Annotated in this window: 23 protein-coding genes; 4 read left to right on the forward strand and 19 right to left on the reverse strand. The window is 58.7% G+C overall.

Translation table 11 applies throughout. From position 1 onward, the window contains the following. Positions 1–239 precede the first annotated feature (239 nt). Positions 240–2,078: a dihydroxy-acid dehydratase gene (ilvD, locus tag AC1RO0_RS16825; protein WP_498594045.1), complete on the reverse strand. Its 1,839-nt coding sequence runs from the start codon at positions 2,076–2,078 to the stop codon at positions 240–242. Positions 2,079–2,321: 243 nt separating this feature from the next. Between ilvD and AC1RO0_RS16830 the strand changes: the two genes are divergently transcribed. From AC1RO0_RS16830 to msrQ, 3 genes are all read left to right on the forward strand, one after another. After that, complete coding sequence (locus AC1RO0_RS16830) at positions 2,322–3,464, forward strand: hypothetical protein (protein ID WP_498594046.1); 1,143 nt, start codon at positions 2,322–2,324, stop codon at positions 3,462–3,464. A 135-nt stretch (positions 3,465–3,599) separates the two neighbouring features. Continuing rightward, entirely contained in the window at positions 3,600–4,550 is a 951-nt protein-coding gene (gene msrP, locus AC1RO0_RS16835) for a protein-methionine-sulfoxide reductase catalytic subunit MsrP (RefSeq protein ID WP_498594047.1), read from the forward strand. Then, a complete protein-coding gene (gene msrQ, locus AC1RO0_RS16840; RefSeq protein WP_498594424.1) occupies positions 4,547–5,203 on the forward strand; it encodes a protein-methionine-sulfoxide reductase heme-binding subunit MsrQ in 657 nt (218 codons plus the stop codon). The genes msrP and msrQ overlap by 4 nt, the downstream gene beginning before the upstream one ends. Before the next feature lie 37 nt (positions 5,204–5,240). Here msrQ and AC1RO0_RS16845 read toward each other — a convergent pair whose 3' ends face one another. From AC1RO0_RS16845 to AC1RO0_RS16865, 5 genes are all read right to left on the reverse strand, one after another. Then, positions 5,241–6,137 (reverse strand): efflux RND transporter periplasmic adaptor subunit, encoded by an 897-nt coding sequence (locus tag AC1RO0_RS16845; RefSeq protein WP_498594048.1) that lies wholly within the window; start codon positions 6,135–6,137, stop codon positions 5,241–5,243. Beyond that, positions 6,134–6,343: a DUF1656 domain-containing protein gene (locus AC1RO0_RS16850; protein ID WP_498594049.1), complete on the reverse strand. Its 210-nt coding sequence runs from the start codon at positions 6,341–6,343 to the stop codon at positions 6,134–6,136. Before AC1RO0_RS16850 ends, AC1RO0_RS16845 begins: the two co-directional genes overlap by 4 nt. A 4-nt stretch (positions 6,344–6,347) precedes the next feature. Next, positions 6,348–8,420 (reverse strand): FUSC family protein, encoded by a 2,073-nt coding sequence (locus AC1RO0_RS16855; protein WP_498594050.1) that lies wholly within the window; start codon positions 8,418–8,420, stop codon positions 6,348–6,350. After that, on the reverse strand, positions 8,417–8,893 hold the full coding sequence (locus tag AC1RO0_RS16860; protein WP_498594051.1) for a MarR family winged helix-turn-helix transcriptional regulator: 477 nt from the start codon (positions 8,891–8,893) through the stop codon (positions 8,417–8,419). The genes AC1RO0_RS16855 and AC1RO0_RS16860 overlap by 4 nt, the downstream gene beginning before the upstream one ends. Before the next feature lie 124 nt (positions 8,894–9,017). Next, complete coding sequence (locus AC1RO0_RS16865) at positions 9,018–9,434, reverse strand: ribosomal maturation YjgA family protein (RefSeq protein ID WP_498594052.1); 417 nt, start codon at positions 9,432–9,434, stop codon at positions 9,018–9,020. Between the two features lie 206 nt (positions 9,435–9,640). Here AC1RO0_RS16865 and AC1RO0_RS16870 point away from each other — a divergent pair, with 206 nt between their 5' ends. Continuing rightward, on the forward strand, positions 9,641–10,510 hold the full coding sequence (locus AC1RO0_RS16870) for a DUF817 domain-containing protein (protein WP_498594053.1): 870 nt from the start codon (positions 9,641–9,643) through the stop codon (positions 10,508–10,510). Positions 10,511–10,606: 96 nt separating this feature from the next. Here the strand turns inward: AC1RO0_RS16870 and rplQ are convergent, their stop codons facing one another. From rplQ to rpsN, 13 genes are all read right to left on the reverse strand, one after another. After that, positions 10,607–11,029, reverse strand: a complete 423-nt coding sequence (gene rplQ, locus AC1RO0_RS16875; RefSeq protein WP_007690793.1) for a 50S ribosomal protein L17 — start codon at positions 11,027–11,029, stop codon at positions 10,607–10,609. 48 nt (positions 11,030–11,077) lie between these two features. Then, positions 11,078–12,088, reverse strand: a complete 1,011-nt coding sequence (locus AC1RO0_RS16880) for a DNA-directed RNA polymerase subunit alpha (protein WP_007690792.1) — start codon at positions 12,086–12,088, stop codon at positions 11,078–11,080. 103 nt (positions 12,089–12,191) lie between these two features. After that, a complete protein-coding gene (rpsK, locus tag AC1RO0_RS16885) occupies positions 12,192–12,581 on the reverse strand; it encodes a 30S ribosomal protein S11 (RefSeq protein ID WP_003547577.1) in 390 nt (129 codons plus the stop codon). Positions 12,582–12,714: 133 nt separating this feature from the next. After that, positions 12,715–13,083 (reverse strand): 30S ribosomal protein S13, encoded by a 369-nt coding sequence (rpsM, locus tag AC1RO0_RS16890; RefSeq protein ID WP_007690791.1) that lies wholly within the window; start codon positions 13,081–13,083, stop codon positions 12,715–12,717. 218 nt (positions 13,084–13,301) lie between these two features. Further along, complete coding sequence (locus tag AC1RO0_RS16895) at positions 13,302–13,952, reverse strand: adenylate kinase (protein ID WP_007690790.1); 651 nt, start codon at positions 13,950–13,952, stop codon at positions 13,302–13,304. Beyond that, positions 13,949–15,289, reverse strand: coding sequence for a preprotein translocase subunit SecY (gene secY / locus AC1RO0_RS16900; RefSeq protein ID WP_174015509.1), 1,341 nt, complete (start codon positions 15,287–15,289; stop codon positions 13,949–13,951). Before secY ends, AC1RO0_RS16895 begins: the two co-directional genes overlap by 4 nt. A 225-nt stretch (positions 15,290–15,514) precedes the next feature. Then, complete coding sequence (gene rplO / locus AC1RO0_RS16905; protein ID WP_007690788.1) at positions 15,515–15,985, reverse strand: 50S ribosomal protein L15; 471 nt, start codon at positions 15,983–15,985, stop codon at positions 15,515–15,517. Between the two features lie 16 nt (positions 15,986–16,001). Continuing rightward, on the reverse strand, positions 16,002–16,214 hold the full coding sequence (rpmD, locus tag AC1RO0_RS16910) for a 50S ribosomal protein L30 (RefSeq protein ID WP_007690786.1): 213 nt from the start codon (positions 16,212–16,214) through the stop codon (positions 16,002–16,004). A gap of 13 nt (positions 16,215–16,227) precedes the next feature. Continuing rightward, positions 16,228–16,797 (reverse strand): 30S ribosomal protein S5, encoded by a 570-nt coding sequence (rpsE, locus tag AC1RO0_RS16915; protein ID WP_371112355.1) that lies wholly within the window; start codon positions 16,795–16,797, stop codon positions 16,228–16,230. A 129-nt stretch (positions 16,798–16,926) separates the two neighbouring features. Continuing rightward, complete coding sequence (gene rplR / locus AC1RO0_RS16920) at positions 16,927–17,289, reverse strand: 50S ribosomal protein L18 (RefSeq protein ID WP_371112354.1); 363 nt, start codon at positions 17,287–17,289, stop codon at positions 16,927–16,929. Positions 17,290–17,301: 12 nt separating this feature from the next. Next, a complete protein-coding gene (gene rplF, locus AC1RO0_RS16925) occupies positions 17,302–17,835 on the reverse strand; it encodes a 50S ribosomal protein L6 (protein ID WP_498594054.1) in 534 nt (177 codons plus the stop codon). Between the two features lie 42 nt (positions 17,836–17,877). After that, entirely contained in the window at positions 17,878–18,276 is a 399-nt protein-coding gene (gene rpsH, locus AC1RO0_RS16930; protein WP_007690778.1) for a 30S ribosomal protein S8, read from the reverse strand. A gap of 12 nt (positions 18,277–18,288) precedes the next feature. Further along, positions 18,289–18,594 carry a 30S ribosomal protein S14 gene (rpsN, locus tag AC1RO0_RS16935; RefSeq protein WP_007690775.1) on the reverse strand — a complete coding sequence of 102 codons (306 nt, stop codon included), beginning with the start codon at positions 18,592–18,594 and terminating at the stop codon, positions 18,289–18,291. Positions 18,595–18,604: the final 10 nt, after the last annotated feature.

Raw genomic sequence — 18,604 nt, forward strand, 5'->3', positions numbered from 1 at the left:
CCGACGCAAAATCAAAAAGGCCGGATGGGATGACCAATTCCTAACCGAACTCCTCGCTCATATGCGATAGCCCTGCCGCCTCCGGGGAGAGGGCTAGGGTGAGGGGCTACCGCGGGTCCGGCAAACTCTGCCGCCGCGGCTGATATCGAGAAGGCCCCTCATCCGACCTGGAGCAATTTCGCTACGCTCAACTGCTCCAACCCACCTTCTCCCCGCTTTTGCGGGGCGAAGGGGTTAAATCACTTCCCGCCCAGATCCCTGACGGCGCCACGGTCGGCGCTGGTCGCAAAGGCCGCATAGGCCTTCAGCGCCGTGGTGACATTGCGCTTGCGCTTTTCGGCCGGGAACCAGCCCTTGGCGTTCTGGGCTTCACGACGGGCGGCGAGTTCCGTCTCGTCGACGCGCAGGCTGATCGTGCGGTTCGGGATGTCGATGTCGATCATGTCGCCTTCGCGCACCAGACCGATCGTGCCGCCGTTTGCCGCTTCCGGCGAGGCGTGGCCGATGGAAAGACCCGAGGTGCCGCCGGAGAAGCGGCCGTCAGTGATCAGTGCGCAAGCCTTGCCGAGGCCCTTCGACTTCAGATAGCTGGTCGGATAGAGCATCTCCTGCATGCCGGGGCCGCCCTTCGGGCCTTCATAGCGGATGACGACGACGTCACCGGCCACAACCTCGTTGCTGAGGATGCCCTTGACGGCGGAATCCTGGCTTTCGAAAACCTTGGCCGGACCGGAGAACTTCAGGATCGATTCATCGACGCCGGCCGTCTTCACGATGCAGCCGTCGAGCGCCAGATTGCCCTTCAAGACGGCGAGACCGCCATCCTTGGAGAACGGGTGCTGGGCATCGCGGATGACACCCTTTTCACGATCGAGATCAAGCTCTTCCCAGCGCGCACTCTGGCTGAAGGCGACCTGCGTCGGGACACCGCCAGGGGCAGCGCTGAAGAGCTCCAGAGCCGCCTTGTTGTCGGTAACGGCAATATCCCATTGCGCCAGCGCCTCGCCCAGCGTTGGGGCGTGGACGGTCGGCAGATCGGCATTCAACAGCCCGGCACGGTTCAGCTCGCCAAGGATCGCCATGATGCCGCCGGCGCGATGCACGTCTTCCATGTGAACGTCTGCCTTGGCTGGTGCCACTTTGGAAAGGCAGGGAACGCGCCGAGACAGACGATCGATGTCATCCATGGTGAAATCGATTTCACCCTCATGCGCTGCCGCAAGGATATGCAGAACGGTATTGGTCGAGCCGCCCATGGCGATGTCGAGCGCCATGGCATTCTCGAACGCACCCTTGCTGGCGATCGTCCGCGGCAGTGCCGTCACATCGTCCTGCTCGTAATAGCGCTTCGCGAGGGCGACGACACGGCGGCCAGCTTCGAGGAAGAGTTCCTTGCGGTCCGAATGGGTGGCAAGCGTCGAGCCATTGCCCGGCAACGAAAGGCCGAGCGCTTCCGTCAGGCAGTTCATCGAATTGGCTGTGAACATGCCGGAACAGGAACCGCAGGTCGGACAGGCCGAGCGCTCGATGGTCGCGACGTCCTCGTCGCTGATCTTGTCGTCGGCAGCGGCAACCATGGCGTCGACCAGGTCGAGCGCGACCTTCTTGCCGTGCATGATGACCTTGCCGGCTTCCATCGGGCCGCCGGAGACGAAGACCGTCGGGATATTGAGGCGCAGCGACGCCATCAACATGCCGGGGGTGATCTTGTCGCAGTTGGAGATGCAGACCATGGCATCGGCGCAATGGGCGTTGACCATGTACTCGACGCTATCGGCGATCAGTTCGCGCGACGGCAGCGAATAGAGCATGCCGTCATGGCCCATGGCGATACCGTCATCGACGGCGATGGTGTTGAATTCCTTGGCGACGCCGCCGGCCGCTTCGATTTCACGCGCGACGAGCTGACCGAGATCCTTCAGGTGGACGTGGCCGGGCACGAACTGGGTGAAGGAGTTGACCACCGCAATGATAGGCTTGCCGAAATCGCTGTCCTTCATACCCGTCGCGCGCCAAAGGCCGCGCGCGCCCGCCATGTTGCGGCCGTGGGTTGTGGTTCTGGAACGATAAGCTGGCATGGTGTATTCCTCGTCGTCTCGGAAATTGTGAGGCGCCGGCTGTCCCTGGCTTTGCGCTAGAGGGAGCGCCGACATTCCTGCTTTTTGGAATTGTCCTAATCCAATCGCACCGGACTGTCACTATCAACTCAACCGAATCCGGTACTGCGCATGAATGCAAAACTCAGACGAAAATCGCGAAATGGTGTTTATGTAGCTCAAATAGTCATCGGTAGCTAAAACGCTACGTTTAAGGAAACTAATTTGGAAGAGATCACGTTTGAGCCACCTCTTTACGTCTATCATTTGAGTGGGGGGCTACGCCTACTATGGGGTAGCAACGATATTTGTTGGTTGATGGAGCCTAACTCTACCGAAATGATTGTGTTTCCGGCGACCGGAAGAGACCTCGAAGAGGTATTACGGGATTATTCGGGAATACGTTTTTTGGGTTGGAACAAATATGATCTTGTAGAGGAACTTCACGACGTTATAGCGGATAACTTTTCTCTCGACGTGACCGATAAGCAAGGCTGGTGCTTGGCCTATAGTCAGCATACGCACTGGAGCGGAGTTGCAAATGGTCTTCATCAAGATGGGAAAAATGATGAAGCACTTATGTGCAACCGACTTAGCACTCAAATTATAAAGTCGACGAGACGCTTGGAAAAATTGTCTAGAGCGTATGGATTTGCATTAGAGAATTCAAAACCCGACAGGAAATCACTCTTCTCTATCAAGTCGGACAAATATTCGGCTAACGTTGGATACGAATTCGGCTCGCTGCTAGACGACCTTTACGCAACTAGAGATGCGATTGGGGCGATAGTATTACGAATATACTTAAACGATCCGGGAAATTTTTCCACGAAAAAGCTTAAAAGCAAGATTATTTCGTCGCCTAGCTCACCGCTCTTGGCGATGATTTCCGAGTCGATGTTTTTGCCTGACGCTGGCGACATGCTTATCTCGCGAATGTCGACTTATCGAGGCGTGGCGCTTCACTGTATGGGAACCTCCAACCCGATAACACACGACAGTCTGCTTATGAAATCGGAAAACGGTAGATTTGGTGAAATTTATCGAGTGATTTACCCACTTTATGACGATCTAGATGAGCTCAAGAGGATTGAGAAAGGCGAGTCCGCTCTAACGCTAAAAGATCGTACCGAGGAATTCCGCCGCTTTGCTATGTTGGAGCATCATATTGATGCGCTAGAGTTCGGTTACGATTGCCTCGTTCGCTTGCTAAAAATAGCCGAGTTGTTGGCTGCAGCTATACCATTACCCTCACAGCCGCTTCGGCTGACGGAAAAAAACATATTAAAAATTGAATATACGGACAAAAGCGGCAAGCGGGTCAGACTAAAGCGCGATGAAGCAAGTGGAAAGCTAGTCGAGGATTAACGACCGTACCGCGAATTCGATTACACAAAAAGTTGCTTTCACTTCCAAAGAAATGGCGGCCTAAGAGTGTAACAAAACCTGCGTCCGCTGCGTATGGCTCATATCGAAGCCGCTATCGCATAAAGGAATTGTTTCATGCCTTCCTATCGCCCGCCAAAAATCACCTCCTCCGAGATCACGCCGCGCTCGATCTATCTGAGGCGCCGGGAGTTCCTGACAGCTGCCGTGGCTGGAGCCGGCATGGCCATCGCCGGCGGCAAGAGTGCGCTGGCGGATCCGCTAACCGCGACCAAGAGCAGCTATACGGTCGACGAGAAGCTAACGCCGATCAAGGATGTCACCACCTACAATAATTTCTACGAATTCGGTCTCGACAAGGCCGATCCGGCAAAGCTTTCCGGCAACTTCAAACCGCGCCCGTGGACCGTCAAGGTCGATGGAATGGTCAACAAGCCCGGAACCTTCGACATCGATGCGCTGATCAAGGAATTCCCGCCGGAAGAGCGTGTCTACCGCATGCGCTGCGTCGAGGCCTGGTCGATGGTCATCCCCTGGGACGGCTTTCCGCTCTCGGCCCTGCTCGACAAGGTGGAGCCGCTGGGTAGTGCCAAGTTCGTCGCCTTCGAGACGGTCGTGCGGCCATCGGAAATGCCGGGGCAGTCGGGCCTCCTCCAGTCCCTGGACTGGCCCTATGTCGAGGGGCTGCGGCTCGATGAAGCCCGCAATCCGCTGACGTTGCTCGCCGTCGGGCTCTATGGCGAGACGCTACCGAACCAGAACGGTGCACCGATCCGCCTCGTCGTGCCTTGGAAATACGGTTTTAAGGGCATCAAGTCGATCGTGCGTATCACGCTCACCGACAAGCAGCCGATGAACACATGGCAGGTCGCCAACAGCCAGGAATATGGCTTCTACGCCAACGTCAATCCGGCGGTCGATCATCCGCGCTGGAGCCAGGCAACCGAGCGGCGTATCGGCGAAGGCGGCTTCTTCAGCGCCAACCGTCACCCCACCCTGCCCTTCAACGGCTATGCCGATCAGGTCGCAAGCCTCTATACGGGCATGGATCTGAGGGCGAATTTCTGATGGCTGTCTCTCTCGCTCTGCCCAAGCGCTGGCAGCCCGCTTCCGTCTGGGCGCTCTATGTCGTCGGGCTGATACCGGCGGCATGGGAATTCTATCTCGGCGCCACCGACCAACTCGGCGCCGATGCGGTGAAGACCTTCGAGCTCTTCCTCGGGCTCTGGGCGATCCGCTTCCTGCTTTTGACGCTCGCCGTCACTCCGGCGCGCGATCTGTTCGGCTGGAACTATCTGCGCTATCGCCGCGCGCTCGGCCTGCTCTGCTTTTACTACGCGCTGTTGCATCTGGCTGTTTACATGATCCTCGATCAGGCGCTCGACGTCGGAGCGGTGATCGACGATGTGCTGAAGCGGCCCTTCATCATGTTCGGCATGGCCGGACTGGTGATGCTGCTGGCGCTGGCTGTGACCTCCAACAGTTTCTCGATCAAGCGACTCGGCAAGAAATGGATCTGGCTGCACCGGCTGGTCTATATCGTCGCCGCCTGCGGCGCGCTGCATTTCGCACTGTCGACCAAAATCCTGTCGCTGGAGCAATTTATCTATATCGGCCTGTTGATCGCCATGATCCTTTACCGGTCATACCGGCCGATCATGATGGAGCGGCGCAGGGCGGCACGGAAACCATCCGCCTCTGCCCGATCAAAGGCTGCGTGACGCGCCGGCTTTATCCGGCGCCTCGTTTAGCAAGAGGCTATTCGACCGGTGAACCGAGCGAAGCCTGCTTTTGCTGACCGTCGGAGATCTCGACGGTCGCCGTCAGGCCGGCGATCAGCTTGGTGCCGTCTGGCACCTTGTCGAGCGCAATGCGAACCGGCACGCGCTGCGCCAGGCGAACCCAGCTGAAGGTGGGCGTGATATTGGCGAGCATGCTGCCGGATGTGCGCTCGCGATCCTCGATGCCGTTGGCGATGCTTTCCACATGGCCGGTCAGCTTTTCCGTCTGGCCCATCAGATGGATGGAGACCTCGTCACCGACATGGATGCGTGGCAGTTTGGTTTCCTCGAAATAGCCCTCGACGCGCAGGGAATCGCTATCGATCAGCGCCACTTCGGCGCTGCCGGCGGTCACGTAGTCGCCCGGACGCAGGCTGAGGTTCGAGATCCTGCCGTTGACGGTGGCGCGAACCTCGGAGCGATCGAGATTGAGCTGGGCGAGATCGCGACTGGCTTGCGCCTGACGGAAGGATGCATCGGCCTGCTGCTCGGCGGTCAGCGCCTGCTCTTTCTGCTGCAGGGAACCTGCGTCGCCAAGGCGAGATTGCCGCTGGTTTTCGCGGTGGGCCTGATCGAGCGCGGCCTTGCTGCTCTCCAGCGCCGCATCCGCCTGCGCCAGCGCGATGGCGAAGCGCTCCCGATCGACGCGGAAGAGGACATCGCCCTTGTTGACGGTCTGGTTGTCCTTGACCAGCACTTCACTGACAAGACCCGCGACATCCGGCGCGATGCCGACGACATCGGCGCGCAGGCGCGCGTCGCGCGTCCAAGGTTCATCCATATAATGCCCCCAGAGCTCACGGCCGACGAAGACGGCTCCGACGACAAAGACGAGGGTAACGAAAAGGCGGCCGATCATTTTGAACGTGTTCATGTGAAGTACCAACGGGAGAGTGAGGAGACGGCGCCAAGCAGCAGGACGTAGAGCGCGAGATCAAAGAGACCGCGATGCCAGACCAGGGCGTAGGCCCCGATCCTTGCAAGAAGGCGCCGGAGGGGAATGACGGCAAGCAGCGTCACCAGCATGAGGACGAGGAGGCGTGGGATATAGACGCCGTAAAGATCGAATTCTGCGGGCATGATGCTACTCGGCGGCAATGGAAAGAGGTGATGATGTGTCCGACATGGGTGGCTGCCAGCTCTCCGGCGGCTCCGCATGGGGAAAGAGCGCACGGCGCAGGCCAACCAGAGCATCAAGGCTCGGGCGACCCGCCGACCCATCCCGGAGCGCGATGGCTTCCAGGCTGTTATCGATCGACTGGCGCAATCCATCCGATGGGTCGATGGCGTTCCCTACCTTCACCCGCGAGCGATAGAAATCCGCGACGCCGGACAGAACCGAGCCGACCGACGAGGCACCGGCGGTGCTGAGCTGCGGGCGTTCCTTCTGAAGCATCAGCACATTGAAGCCGAGGCGAACATCGGCATAGCCGTCGACCTTTTTCAGCTCGCGGTCCTCGACGGCGGCAAGGCGGGGCACAAGTTGGCCGAGGCGATCCAGAATGCGGCCGGACAGACGCGAATGATCGCCTCTACGCGCACCGACGGCGGTTTCGGCGAGGTCGCTCCAACCGGCGCGCACCAGCCGCGATGCGGCAAGTTCGGAGCCGAACGGCCGCGTGAGTTGCGTCCAGACGAGCGCGAAGCCGACGCCCGCCAAGGCGGCGATCGCGCCATTGATGAAGGTGCTGAAATCGGCCGTATAGTGATCCTGCAGTGCGATGAAGGTGGCGCCGTTCACTGTCAGCAGCATGGCGAGCATATTCGACTGCGGCCGCGGGATCAGCAGGCCGATCACCAGGAATGGCGGCGCGAAGGCCAGCACGAGCAGTTCGTAGCTGTTGATGCCCGGCAATATGCCAAAGAGATAGATGAAGGCGATCACCAGGCTGAATGCAGTCCAGACGAACATCGAGGTGATGAACGGCGCCGGGCGGTCAAGCCCGGCGAAGAAGGAGCAGGCGACGGCGGCCATGGTCACGAAGCCGGCGCCGTCTTCCCAGCCGGTCACAATCCATAAGAAGCAGGCCACGAAGATGCCGACGACGACCGACCCGGCGGAGAAGGCCAACAAGGCATAATCGTAGTGCCGGTTGCGCCCGACAACGTCGCGATGGCGAAAGGAGGGACGCCAGGAACCAGTTTGCTTGCCAGCAACGATCTCATTGCGCAGCGTCAGGCAATCCTGCCACAGATCGACGATTTCCCTCAGTCGTGCGAGAGCGCTGGAAAGCACAAGATCATCCCAGCTCAGATCGGGATCGGCATTCTGCAAAGCCTCGATCTTTGCGGAGAGGACGATGGCCGTCTTGTCGGCCTCGCTCTTGCCGCCCTTACTCAACCAATCAGCCACGTCATTCATGACCGTGAGGAGCTCCGGCGGCAGTGCCTTCTCCCTTGCCTTCAACGCATGCAGACGATCGGCGAGCGATGAGAAGAGCGGCAGCAACATCAGGAGACGGCCGCGCAGCTCGCGGGAATGACGGACGATATCCCGGCTGTCCGCATCATAGCCGAGCTGGCTGATGATGAGATCGAGCCCGGTGACATCCGAGGCAAGCTTCTGACGCTTCAAGGGTGTGGCAGGTGACGCACCCTCCCCGCGCAGGATTTCATCGGCCCAGCCGCCGGCATCATCGAGCCATGTCGTGATGCGCTGTCCGAGGACCGAGCGCACGCTGGTCGGGAAAAAGACGGCACTGACGACGCTGGCGCAGACGATGCCGATGATGATTTCCTCGGAGCGCGCCAGCGCGACGTCGAAGACCGTCTCCGGTGAGCCGACGGTCGGCAGGGCGATCATGGGCAGCGTGTAGCCTGCCAGCATGAAGACGTAGCTGCGCGAGGTCCGGTCGAGCATCGATATAAACAGCAGCGTGCCTGTCCAGAGGGCAACGACGATGGAGAGGAGCATAGGCGCATTGACGAAGAGCGGAACGAAGAAGACAGCGGCGGACGCTCCGAGCAGCGTGCCGAGCGCGCGATAGAGCGCTTTCGAGCTCGTTGCCCCCGCAAGCGGATTGGCAACGACATAGACAGCCGCCATCGCCCAATAAGGGCGCGGAAGGTCCAGAGACAATGCGATGAACAACGCGAGCATGGCGGCCACGAAGGCCTTGGCGGAAAACAGCCAGTCACGCCAGGATGGGAGGCTCATAATGCGTCCTCGCGCTGCTGATTGGCTCCGGACGCCTTCGGCGCCTCGAAATCCTCAAAGGCCTGCAAGACACGGATCGCAGCTTCGATATCGGCCTTGTCGACATTAGCGAGGATCCTGCCCCGCAATTCGTCAAGCGTCTCCTCCATGCGCGCCGCAAGCGCCTCGCCTTCGGCGGTCAGCCACAGACCTTTCGCCCGCCGATCCGTCGGATCATCCTTGCGCACGACAAGTCCCAGACCTTCGAGCTGATCGAGCAACCGCACCAGCGACGGGCCTTCGATACCGACGTAATTCGCAAGCACCACCTGTCGTACCCCGCCACCGAGACGACCGATCCACAACAGAGGTGCTGCGGACGCCTCCGAGATCCCATGCGAGCTCAGGACAAGGTCGACGACCTTCCGCCACTGGCGGCCGGTCGACAGGAGATTGGCGGTGAAGATGCGCTGGAGAGCGTTGAACGATTTCATGGCTATCTATTAGCATTAAATTAGTTAGGATTCAAACGATATAGAGGCAATGAGCCTGCCAAATTGGAAAGGCAGCTATGCAGCCAGGGAAGAGAGCTGAAGCGGATTTTCATCCGGCAGGCTTCTATCGAACATTCCTTACAGCCATAGAGGCGGCATCAAGCGCCAGAGCGACGGCTATTCCCGCGGCATAGGCCAATATGTTCCACAGGGAAAACACCCGCCCCAGCAACAGAGCGCCCACCGTCGTCAATCGAAAGGTGTCCAGCCATGGCGTGTGAACCAGCCGGAAAAATTCGACGCAGATGGCAATCAAAGCCGCGGTTCCGGCGATTCTCTCAGGTTTCGCAGTGACCCGTATCGACGCCGATAGAAGATAAACCATCGATCCCCACAGGATCGAGCCGCCATATTTGACGACCGTAAAAGGCAGGTGCGCCTCGTATCCAAAGCGCCTGAGCGCGAGACCGCAGGCGATGATCAGGGCCAGAGCGGAAAGCAGCAGTACCCTTCTCGATGAGCTCTTTTCTTGGACTTCCAAACGTCATCCCTCACTGGCAAAGCGGGCATCAACCTTTGACGCAGGTAGCCCGCCATCCCCATGAAAAGCAAGAGCATGCCGCGCGACTCTGGATACGGAAAATTCACGGGTGCCGATACAATGTTAAGCTGCAATTTCGCCACGCTCTTCCTGTCATCAGCATTGTCACCCGAGACGTCATCAACGCCACGAGCGAGAACCATTGAATGTCTAAAGCCGCTGCACTCGAAAAGCTTCTGCCGTCTCTCGATAATTATCTTACCCGCGCGCCTGCCCGTTCCGATCTGAAGGGTGTCCGCCGATTTGCCGTCGAGTTCCTATTCTTCGGCATCAAGGAAGCACGCGCCTGTCTTTTCGTGGGGCTGTTTTTCCTGGCGATTTTCACGGTTCCGCACGCGGGGATCCTAGGCATCCCACGCTATGACGTCCTGCTGATCGTAGCGCTCTCCGTTCAAATCGGGATGGTCTGGGCGAAGCTGGAAAGTTTCGACGAGTTGAAGGCCGTCTGCCTCTTCCATGTCGTGGGCTTTGCACTCGAAGTCTTCAAGACGTCCGGCAGTATTCAATCCTGGGCCTATCCTGACTTTGCCTACACCAAGCTCTTCGGCGTGCCGCTATTTTCCGGCTTCATGTATGCCGCCATCGGCAGCTACATCATCCAGGCATGGCGCCTGCTCGATCTTCGTATCAAGCATCATCCGCCCTATTGGATGGCGGGCCTCATGGCGGTCGCGATCTACGCTAATTTCTTCACGCATCATTATATTGGCGATTATCGCTGGTATATTGTCGCTTGCACGCTGGGGCTCTATTCGCGCTCGACGGTCACCTTCCGTCCTTACGACCGCGACCGTCGCATGCCACTGCTACTGTCCTTCATCCTGATCGGGTTCTTCATCTGGCTGGCGGAGAACATCAGCACCTTCTTCGGCATCTGGAGATACCCAAATCAGCTTGGCGCCTGGTCCGTGGTCCACATCGGAAAATGGAGCTCCTGGTCTCTTCTCGTCATCATGATCTTCACCATCGTCGCCAATCTGAAGCACATCAAGAAACACGTACATATTCCCCAATAGTGCTGCGGCATGAAAAACAGCGGTCAGGACACAAGGAACACAAAAAGGCCGGATGATCGCTCATCCGGCCTTTTGATTGTCTATCTGAAGCGAGCCTTAAGCGGCTGCGGCTTCTTCCTCGGCAGCAACGCGGGCCTTGTCGGCTGCGCCCTTGGCAGAGGTGTCGCGATCGACGAATTCGACGACGGCGAGAGCGGCATTGTCGCCCTGGCGGAAGCCGGCCTTCATGATGCGCAGGTAGCCGCCGTTGCGGGTGGCGTAACGCGTTGCGATCGCATCAAACAGCTTGGCAACGACAACGGCGTCGCGGATCTGCGAGATGGCCTGACGACGAGCGTGCAGGTCGCCGCGCTTGCCGAGGGTAACCAGCTTCTCGACGATCGGACGAATTTCCTTCGCCTTCGGCAGAGTGGTGACGATCTGCTCATGGGTGATGAGCGAAGCCGCCATGTTGGCGAACATCGCCTTACGGTGGCTAGCGGTTCTATTCAGCTTGCGGCCGGCTTTACCGTGGCGCATTGCTATTCTCCTTCACTTGCAGGCTAAATCTACCTGCAGTTTGATTGGTTAGTATTGGTCTTCGTAGCGCTTGGCGAGATCTTCGATGTTCTCAGGCGGCCATGCCGGCACTTCCATGCCGAGGTGCAGACCCATGGAAGCGAGAACTTCCTTGATTTCGTTCAGCGACTTGCGACCAAAATTCGGCGTGCGGAGCATTTCTGCTTCGGTCTTCTGAATGAGGTCGCCGATATAGACGATGTTGTCGTTCTTCAGGCAGTTTGCCGAGCGAACAGACAGTTCCAGTTCGTCCACCTTCTTGAGGAGTGCCGGGTTGAAAGCAAGTTCAGTAACTGCTTCTTCTTCGGCTTCCTTCTGCGGCTCGTCGAAGTTGACGAACACGCCAAGCTGATCCTGGAGGATGCGAGCCGCAAAAGCGACAGCATCTTCACCGGTGATCGAACCATCGGTTTCGATCGACATGCTCAGCTTGTCGTAGTCGAGAACCTGTCCTTCGCGGGTATTTTCTACCTTGTAGGACACCTTCTTGACCGGCGAATAAAGGCTGTCGACCGGGATGAGACCGATCGGAGCATCTTCCGCACGATTACGCTCGGCCGGGACATAGCCCTTGCCGTTATTGACGGTGAATTCCATGCGGATTTCGGCACCCTCGTCGAGCGTGCAGATCACATGCTCGGGGTTGAGGATTTCGATATCGCCGACCGTCTGAATATCGCCAGCCGTTACGACGCCGGGGCCTTGCTTGCGGACCACCATGCGCTTGGCATCATCGCCATCCATCTTGATGGCGATTTCCTTGATGTTCAGCACGATGTCCGTCACATCTTCCCGGACGCCCGGGATAGAGGAGAACTCATGCAGCACGCCGTCGATCTGCACGGCCGTCACAGCGGCACCGCGCAGAGAGGACAGCAGAACGCGACGCAACGCGTTGCCGAGGGTGAGGCCGAAGCCACGCTCCAGCGGTTCGGCCACGAGCGTTGCCTTGGTACGGCCGCTCGAGGTGAACTCGACCTTGTTCGGCTTGATCAGTTCCTGCCAGTTTTTCTGAATCATATTCTTGCCTTCCGTTCGTTGCCACCATCCAATCGTGACAACCGAGCTTGAAAAGCACCGAGCCGGACACATGTGCGCCGGCCGGTGTCGTGAGTGGCGATGATCAGACGCGGCGCTTCTTGCGCGGGCGGCAACCATTGTGCGGGATCGGCGTCACGTCGCGGATGGACGTGATCATGAAACCAGCAGCCTGGAGCGCGCGCAGAGCCGATTCACGACCGGAACCCGGACCGCAAACTTCAACTTCCAGCGACTTCATGCCATGTTCCTGGGCCTTCTTGGCGCAGTCTTCAGCAGCGATCTGGGCAGCGAACGGGGTCGACTTGCGCGAACCCTTGAAACCCTTGGCACCAGCGGACGACCAGGCAATAGCGTTGCCCTGTGCGTCGGTGATGGTGATCATCGTGTTGTTGAAGGTCGAGTTGACGTGCGCAACGCCCGACGAAATATTCTTACGCTCGCGACGGCGAACGCGTACGGCTTCCTTGGCCATGGTAGTCCTTTCTTGGATCTCTGCACCGCCGTAATGCCAGCGGCTCCACCGGAGCGGCGCCCGATCGGCGCCGTTCCAAACTCAAAAGAGGCCGGCGCAGACCGCCAGCCTCCCAAATCCGGTTTCCCGGAAATTACTTCTTCTTACCAGCGATAGCCTTTGCCGGACCCTTGCGGGTGCGGGCATTGGTGTGGGTGCGCTGGCCGCGAACCGGAAGGCTGCGACGATGGCGCAGGCCACGGTAGCTGCCAAGGTCCATCAGACGCTTGATGTTCATCGAGGTTTCACGACGAAGGTCGCCTTCGACCTGATAATCGCGATCGATGGTTTCGCGGATCTGCAGAACTTCAGCGTCCGTCAACTGGTTGACGCGACGCTCAGCCGGAATACCGACCTTCTCGCAGATTTCCTGTGCAAACTTCGGTCCGATCCCGTGAATGTAGCGAAGCGCAATAACTACGCGCTTTGCAGTCGGGATGTTGACGCCAGCGATACGAGCCACGCCTGTTCTCCTTGCATTCCTTTTGCCTGAGCAAAGGGCTTTTGTTATGCAGCCCGGAAGCTGCTTGTTCGATTAGATCCGTAACACGTCAAAACGACCGTACCCGGACTTCCCGATGGAAATCCGCGCCGATCGCTTGGTATGTCGCGAGTTGGCGCGGTGTTTAACGGAATCAGTGCAAAAAAGCAACCGCTCCCGGCAAGTTTATTTTAAGCTATCTAAAGCTTAGAGAGGATCGCCTCGATATTGGCGGTCACATGTTCGATATCCGCCATGCCGTCGACCGACTGAAGCTTGCCCTTGGCATAGTAGTAGCCAATGAGCGGCGAGGTTTCCTTGTAGTAGACCTGTAGACGCTCGACGACCGTTTCCCTGTTGTCGTCGGCCCGGCGCTTGAAATGTGTAGAACCGCAACGGTCACACACACCCTCCACCTTAGGTCTCAGATTTTCGTCGTGATAGCCGGCGCCGCAGTTGGCGCAGGTATAACGGCCCGAAATACGATCGGCGAGCACGGCGTCATCCACCTTGATCTCGATCACGGCGGAGAGTTCGAGACCCTTCGCCTTCAACATCGCTTCCGTCGCGTCGGCCTGAACGAGCGTGCGCGGAAAACCATCGAGGATGAACCCCCTGGCGCAATCCGGTTGATCGATTCGCTCGGACACGATGGCATTGACGATGTCGTCTGAAACAAGCTTGCCGGCATCCATGACGGCCTTGGCGCGCTTGCCTACTTCAGTCCCGGCCGCCACGGCGGCCCTCAGCATATCTCCCGTGGAAAGCTGCGGAATGCCATGCTTTTCCACGATACGCTGGGCCTGGGTTCCCTTACCTGCACCCGGCGGCCCTAAAAGTATCAATCTCATCGCCCCCTCTTTCCTCCACGCAACTTCGATTTCTTGATCAGGCCTTCGTACTGCTGTGCGATCAGATGACCCTGAATCTGTGCCACCGTATCCAGCGTTACGCTAACCACGATCAGAAGCGAAGTGCCACCCAGAGCCAACGGAATACCGGTCTGGGACACGAGAATTTCGGGCAGAATGCAGACGAAGACGAGATAGATCGCGCCGATGACCGTGATGCGGGTCAGCACATAGTCGATATATTCGGCGGTACGATCGCCCGGGCGAATACCCGGAATGAAGCCGCCATGCTTCTTCAGATTATCGGCCGTATCCTTCGGATTGAAGACCAGCGCGGTATAGAAGAAGGCGAAGAAGGCGATCAGGGCGGCGTAGAGCACCATGTAGAGCGGCTGGCCGTGGCCAAGGGCCGCGACGATCGAGGTGACCCAGGTCGGCAGCGCCGTGTTATTGCCGAGACCGGCGATGGTGGCCGGCAGCAGCAGCAGCGACGACGCGAAGATCGCCGGGATAACGCCTGATGTGTTGAGCTTCAGCGGCAGATGCGACGTGTCACCCTGGAACATGCGGGTGCCGACCTGGCGCTTCGGATACTGAATCAGCAGGCGGCGCTGGGCGCGCTCCACGAAGACGATGAGCGCGATGACCAGGACGGCCACGACGAGCACGAGGAGAATGAGGCCCGTCGACAGAGCGCCGGTGCGGCCAAGCTCAAGCGTACCGGCAAGTGCCGTCGGCAGACCGGCTGCGATGCCCGCGAAGATGATCAGCGAAATACCGTTGCCGATACCGCGCGAGGTCACCTGCTCGCCGAGCCACATCAGGAACATCGTGCCGCCAAGCAGCGTGATGACCGTCGAAATACGGAAGAACCAGCCCGGATCAAGAACGACGCCGTTGCCATGCTCAAGGCCGATCGCAATGCCATAGGCCTGCAAAGCGCCGAGCAGCACCGTGCCGTAGCGGGTGTACTGGTTGATGATCTTGCGGCCCTGCTCGCCTTCCTTCTTCAGGTTCTCGAGCGCCGGCACGACCGAGGTCATGAGCTGCACGATGATCGAAGCGGAGATGTAGGGCATGATTCCGAGCGCGAAGATCGCCATGCGCTGAACGGCGCCACCGGAAAACATGTTGAAGAGGCCGAGAATGCCGCCAGACTGATTCTGGAACGCCTGGGCATAGGCCGCCGGGTTGAGACCCGGAAGCGGGATATGGGTTCCCAGTCGGTAAACCAGGAGAGCTCCGAGCGTGAACCACAAGCGCTTCTTGAGATCCTCGGCTTTGGCAAAGGTCGAGAAATTGAGATTGGACGCCAATTGTTCCGCAGCAGAAGCCATGCAAATCTCCGCACTACCAATTCCGGCAAAATCGGCCGGGTCCGGAATCAGTTTTCAAATTGTTCAAAAGCCGGGCTTTGGACGGATTGCACTGCAATCGGATGCCTCACCCTGGGGTCCCGTTATTCACCGGAAAGACACAGCTGCATCATTCAGGTTCGTGAGGCTCACATATGGGAGCAAAATCGCCCGGTGTGAAGCACCCCGGGCGACTTATTGATAAGATTATTCTGCGGCAGAAGCGAGCAGCTTGATGGAACCGCCAGCCTTTTCGATCTTTTCGACCGCCGGCTTGGAGGCGCCTGCAACTTCCAGCGAAATCTTCGCCTTCAGTTCGCCGTCCGAGAGAACCCGAACGCCGTCCTTGACGCGACGAATCACGCCGGCAGCCTTGAGAGCGGCGGCATCGATGGTCTTCTTGGCATCGAGCTTGCCGGCATCAACCGCAACCTGGATGCGTGCCAGCGATACGACAACGTAATCGGCAGCGAAGATGTTGTTGAAGCCGCGCTTCGGCAGACGACGGTAGATGGGCATCTGACCGCCTTCGAAGCCGTTGATCGCAACGCCCGAACGGGATTTCTGACCCTTCACACCACGGCCACCGGTCTTGCCGGAGCCGGAGCCGATGCCGCGGCCGAGGCGCTTGCGGCTATGGGTCGAGCCTTCGTTATCCTTGATCTCATTCAATTTCATAGCGATTACCTCCGGCTCACTTCTCGTCGACAACGCGAACGAGATGCTGGACAGCACGGATCATGCCACGAACAGCCGGGGTATCTTCCAGCGTGCGGCGACGGTGCATCTTGTTCAGTCCGAGACCGATCAGCGTCTTTTGCTGAACATCCGGACGGCGGATCGGGCTGCCAATCTGCTCGACCGTAACGGTCGCCTTGGCTTCAGCCTTCTTGGTCGTCTTGGCCATAGGTCAAACTCCCTTATTCTTCAGAGGCATTGCCCGAAGCGCCACGGCGAGCCTGCAGGGTGGCATACTTGATGCCGCGCTGAGCTGCGATGTCCTTCGGGTGAACCTGGTGCTTCAGGGCGTCGAACGTAGCGCGAACCATGTTGTACGGGTTCGACGAACCGGTCGACTTGGCAACAACGTCATGAACGCCGAGCGTTTCGAAAACGGCGCGCATCGGGCCGCCGGCGATGATACCGGTACCGACCTTGGCCGAGCGCAGCAGAACCTTACCGGCGCCATGACGGCCATGGACGTCGTGATGCAACGTACGGCCGTCACGCAGCGGTACGAAGATCAGGTCGCGCTTGGCGCTTTCGGTGGCCTTGCGGATAGCTTCCGGCACTTCGCGTGCCTTGCCATGACCGAAGCCTACGCGGCCCTTCTGGTCACCAACAACGACGAGAGCGGCGAAACCGAAACGGCGGCCACCCTTTACGACCTTGGCGACGCGGTTGATCGCGACCAGCTTGTCGACGAATTCGCTATCGCGCTCTTCACGGCTCTGACGGTCATCCCGCGAGCCCCTCTTTTCCTGTGCCATTGTCCTCTTCCTTTTTCTTTTCCGGGTGCAATCGGCAAACAACAAGGACCGCATGCCCTCCCCTTACGGGGAAACGTGCGGTCCGGTGAATATCCGGCCGGCGCATAAAGCAGCCGGCCGGAAACTTGATCAGAAGGACAGACCGCCTTCGCGGGCTGCTTCAGCCAAAGCCTTGATACGGCCATGGTAAATGAAGGCGCCGCGATCGAACACGACTTCCTTGACGCCTGCCTTGGTGGCACGCTCGGCGACGAGCTTGCCAACGAGGGCGGCGGCGGCGGTGTCGGCACCGGTCTTCAGAGAACCGCGCAGATCCTTATCGAGGGTGGAGGCAGACGCAAGCGTCTTGCCGGCCACATCATCGATGACCTGAACGTAGATGTTCTTCGACGAGCGATGAACCGACAGGCGCGGACGGCCGTTGGCCACCGACTTGAGTTGACGGCGCACGCGGTTGGCACGACGTGCAAGTGCTTCTTTCCTGCTAGCCATTTCGCGTGATCCTTACTTCTTCTTGCCTTCTTTGCGGACGATCCGCTCGCCGGCATACTTAACGCCCTTGCCCTTGTAGGGCTCAGGACCGCGATATTCGCGGATTTCAGCGGCAACCTGGCCGACCTGCTGCTTGTTGATGCCGATGACGACGATTTCCGTCGGCTTCGGCACAGCAATCGTAATGCCTTCCGGCGGTTCGTAAACCACGTCGTGGCTGAAGCCGAGCGCGAGCTGCAGGTTCTTGCCCTGCAGGGCGGCACGGTAGCCGACGCCGTTGATTTCGAGCTTCCGCTCGTAGCCGTCCTTAACACCCTTCAGGATGTTCTCGATCATCGTGCGGGACATGCCCCACTTCGAACGAGCATCCTTGGAATTGCTAAGCGGCGTTACGACAATTGCATTATCTTCCAGCTTGAGACCGATTTCGTCGTTAGCAACGAAAAACAGTTCGCCCTTGGGGCCTTTAGCAGTCACCTTCTGGCCATCAATCGAGGCCGTGATTCCTGCAGGCACCTGAACGGGCTTCTTACCGATACGAGACATTTTTTCAAACCTGTCTGTTTCGAGAGAGATCCATGTTCGGTCTTAGAAGACCGAGCAAAGAACCTCACCACCAACATTCTGTTCACGAGCCTGGTGATCGGCCATCACACCCTTCGGAGTCGAAAGGATGATGATACCGAGACCGTTCGCGACCTGCGGAATGGACTTGACCGAGACATAAACTCGGCGGCCCGGCTTAGACACACGGCCGATCTCGCGGATCACCGATGAGCCTTCATAGTACTTGAGTTCGATGCTGAGCTCAGACTTGCCGTTGCCGAAATCGACGACGGAGTAGCCACGGATGTAGCCTTCAGCCTGGAGAACATCGAGAACACGCGCACGGAGCTTGGAAGCAGGCGTCGAAACCGACGACTTGCGACGCGAAGCGCCGTTGCGGATGCGGGTGAGCATATCGCCCAAAGGATCAGTCATAGTCATCTAATCTGCTCCTTACCAGCTCGACTTGACAATGCCCGGCACCTTGCCGAAATTGCCGAGTTCACGCAGCGCGATACGCGACATGCGCAGTTTGCGGTAGTACGCGCGCGGACGGCCCGATACTTCGCAACGGTTGCGAATACGGGTCTTCGATCCATCGCGCGGGAGCGATGCCAGCTTCAGTGTGGCCTTGAACCGGTCCTCGATCGGGAGAGACTGGTTCATGATGATTGCCTTCAGAGCAGCCCGCTTCGCGGATTGAGTGGCAACCGTATTGCGGCGGCGCTTGTTCTTTTCAACTGCGCTTGTCTTCGCCATATTTAGGTTC

Source organism: Rhizobium sp. GW821-FHT14E12, from assembly GCF_058803745.1.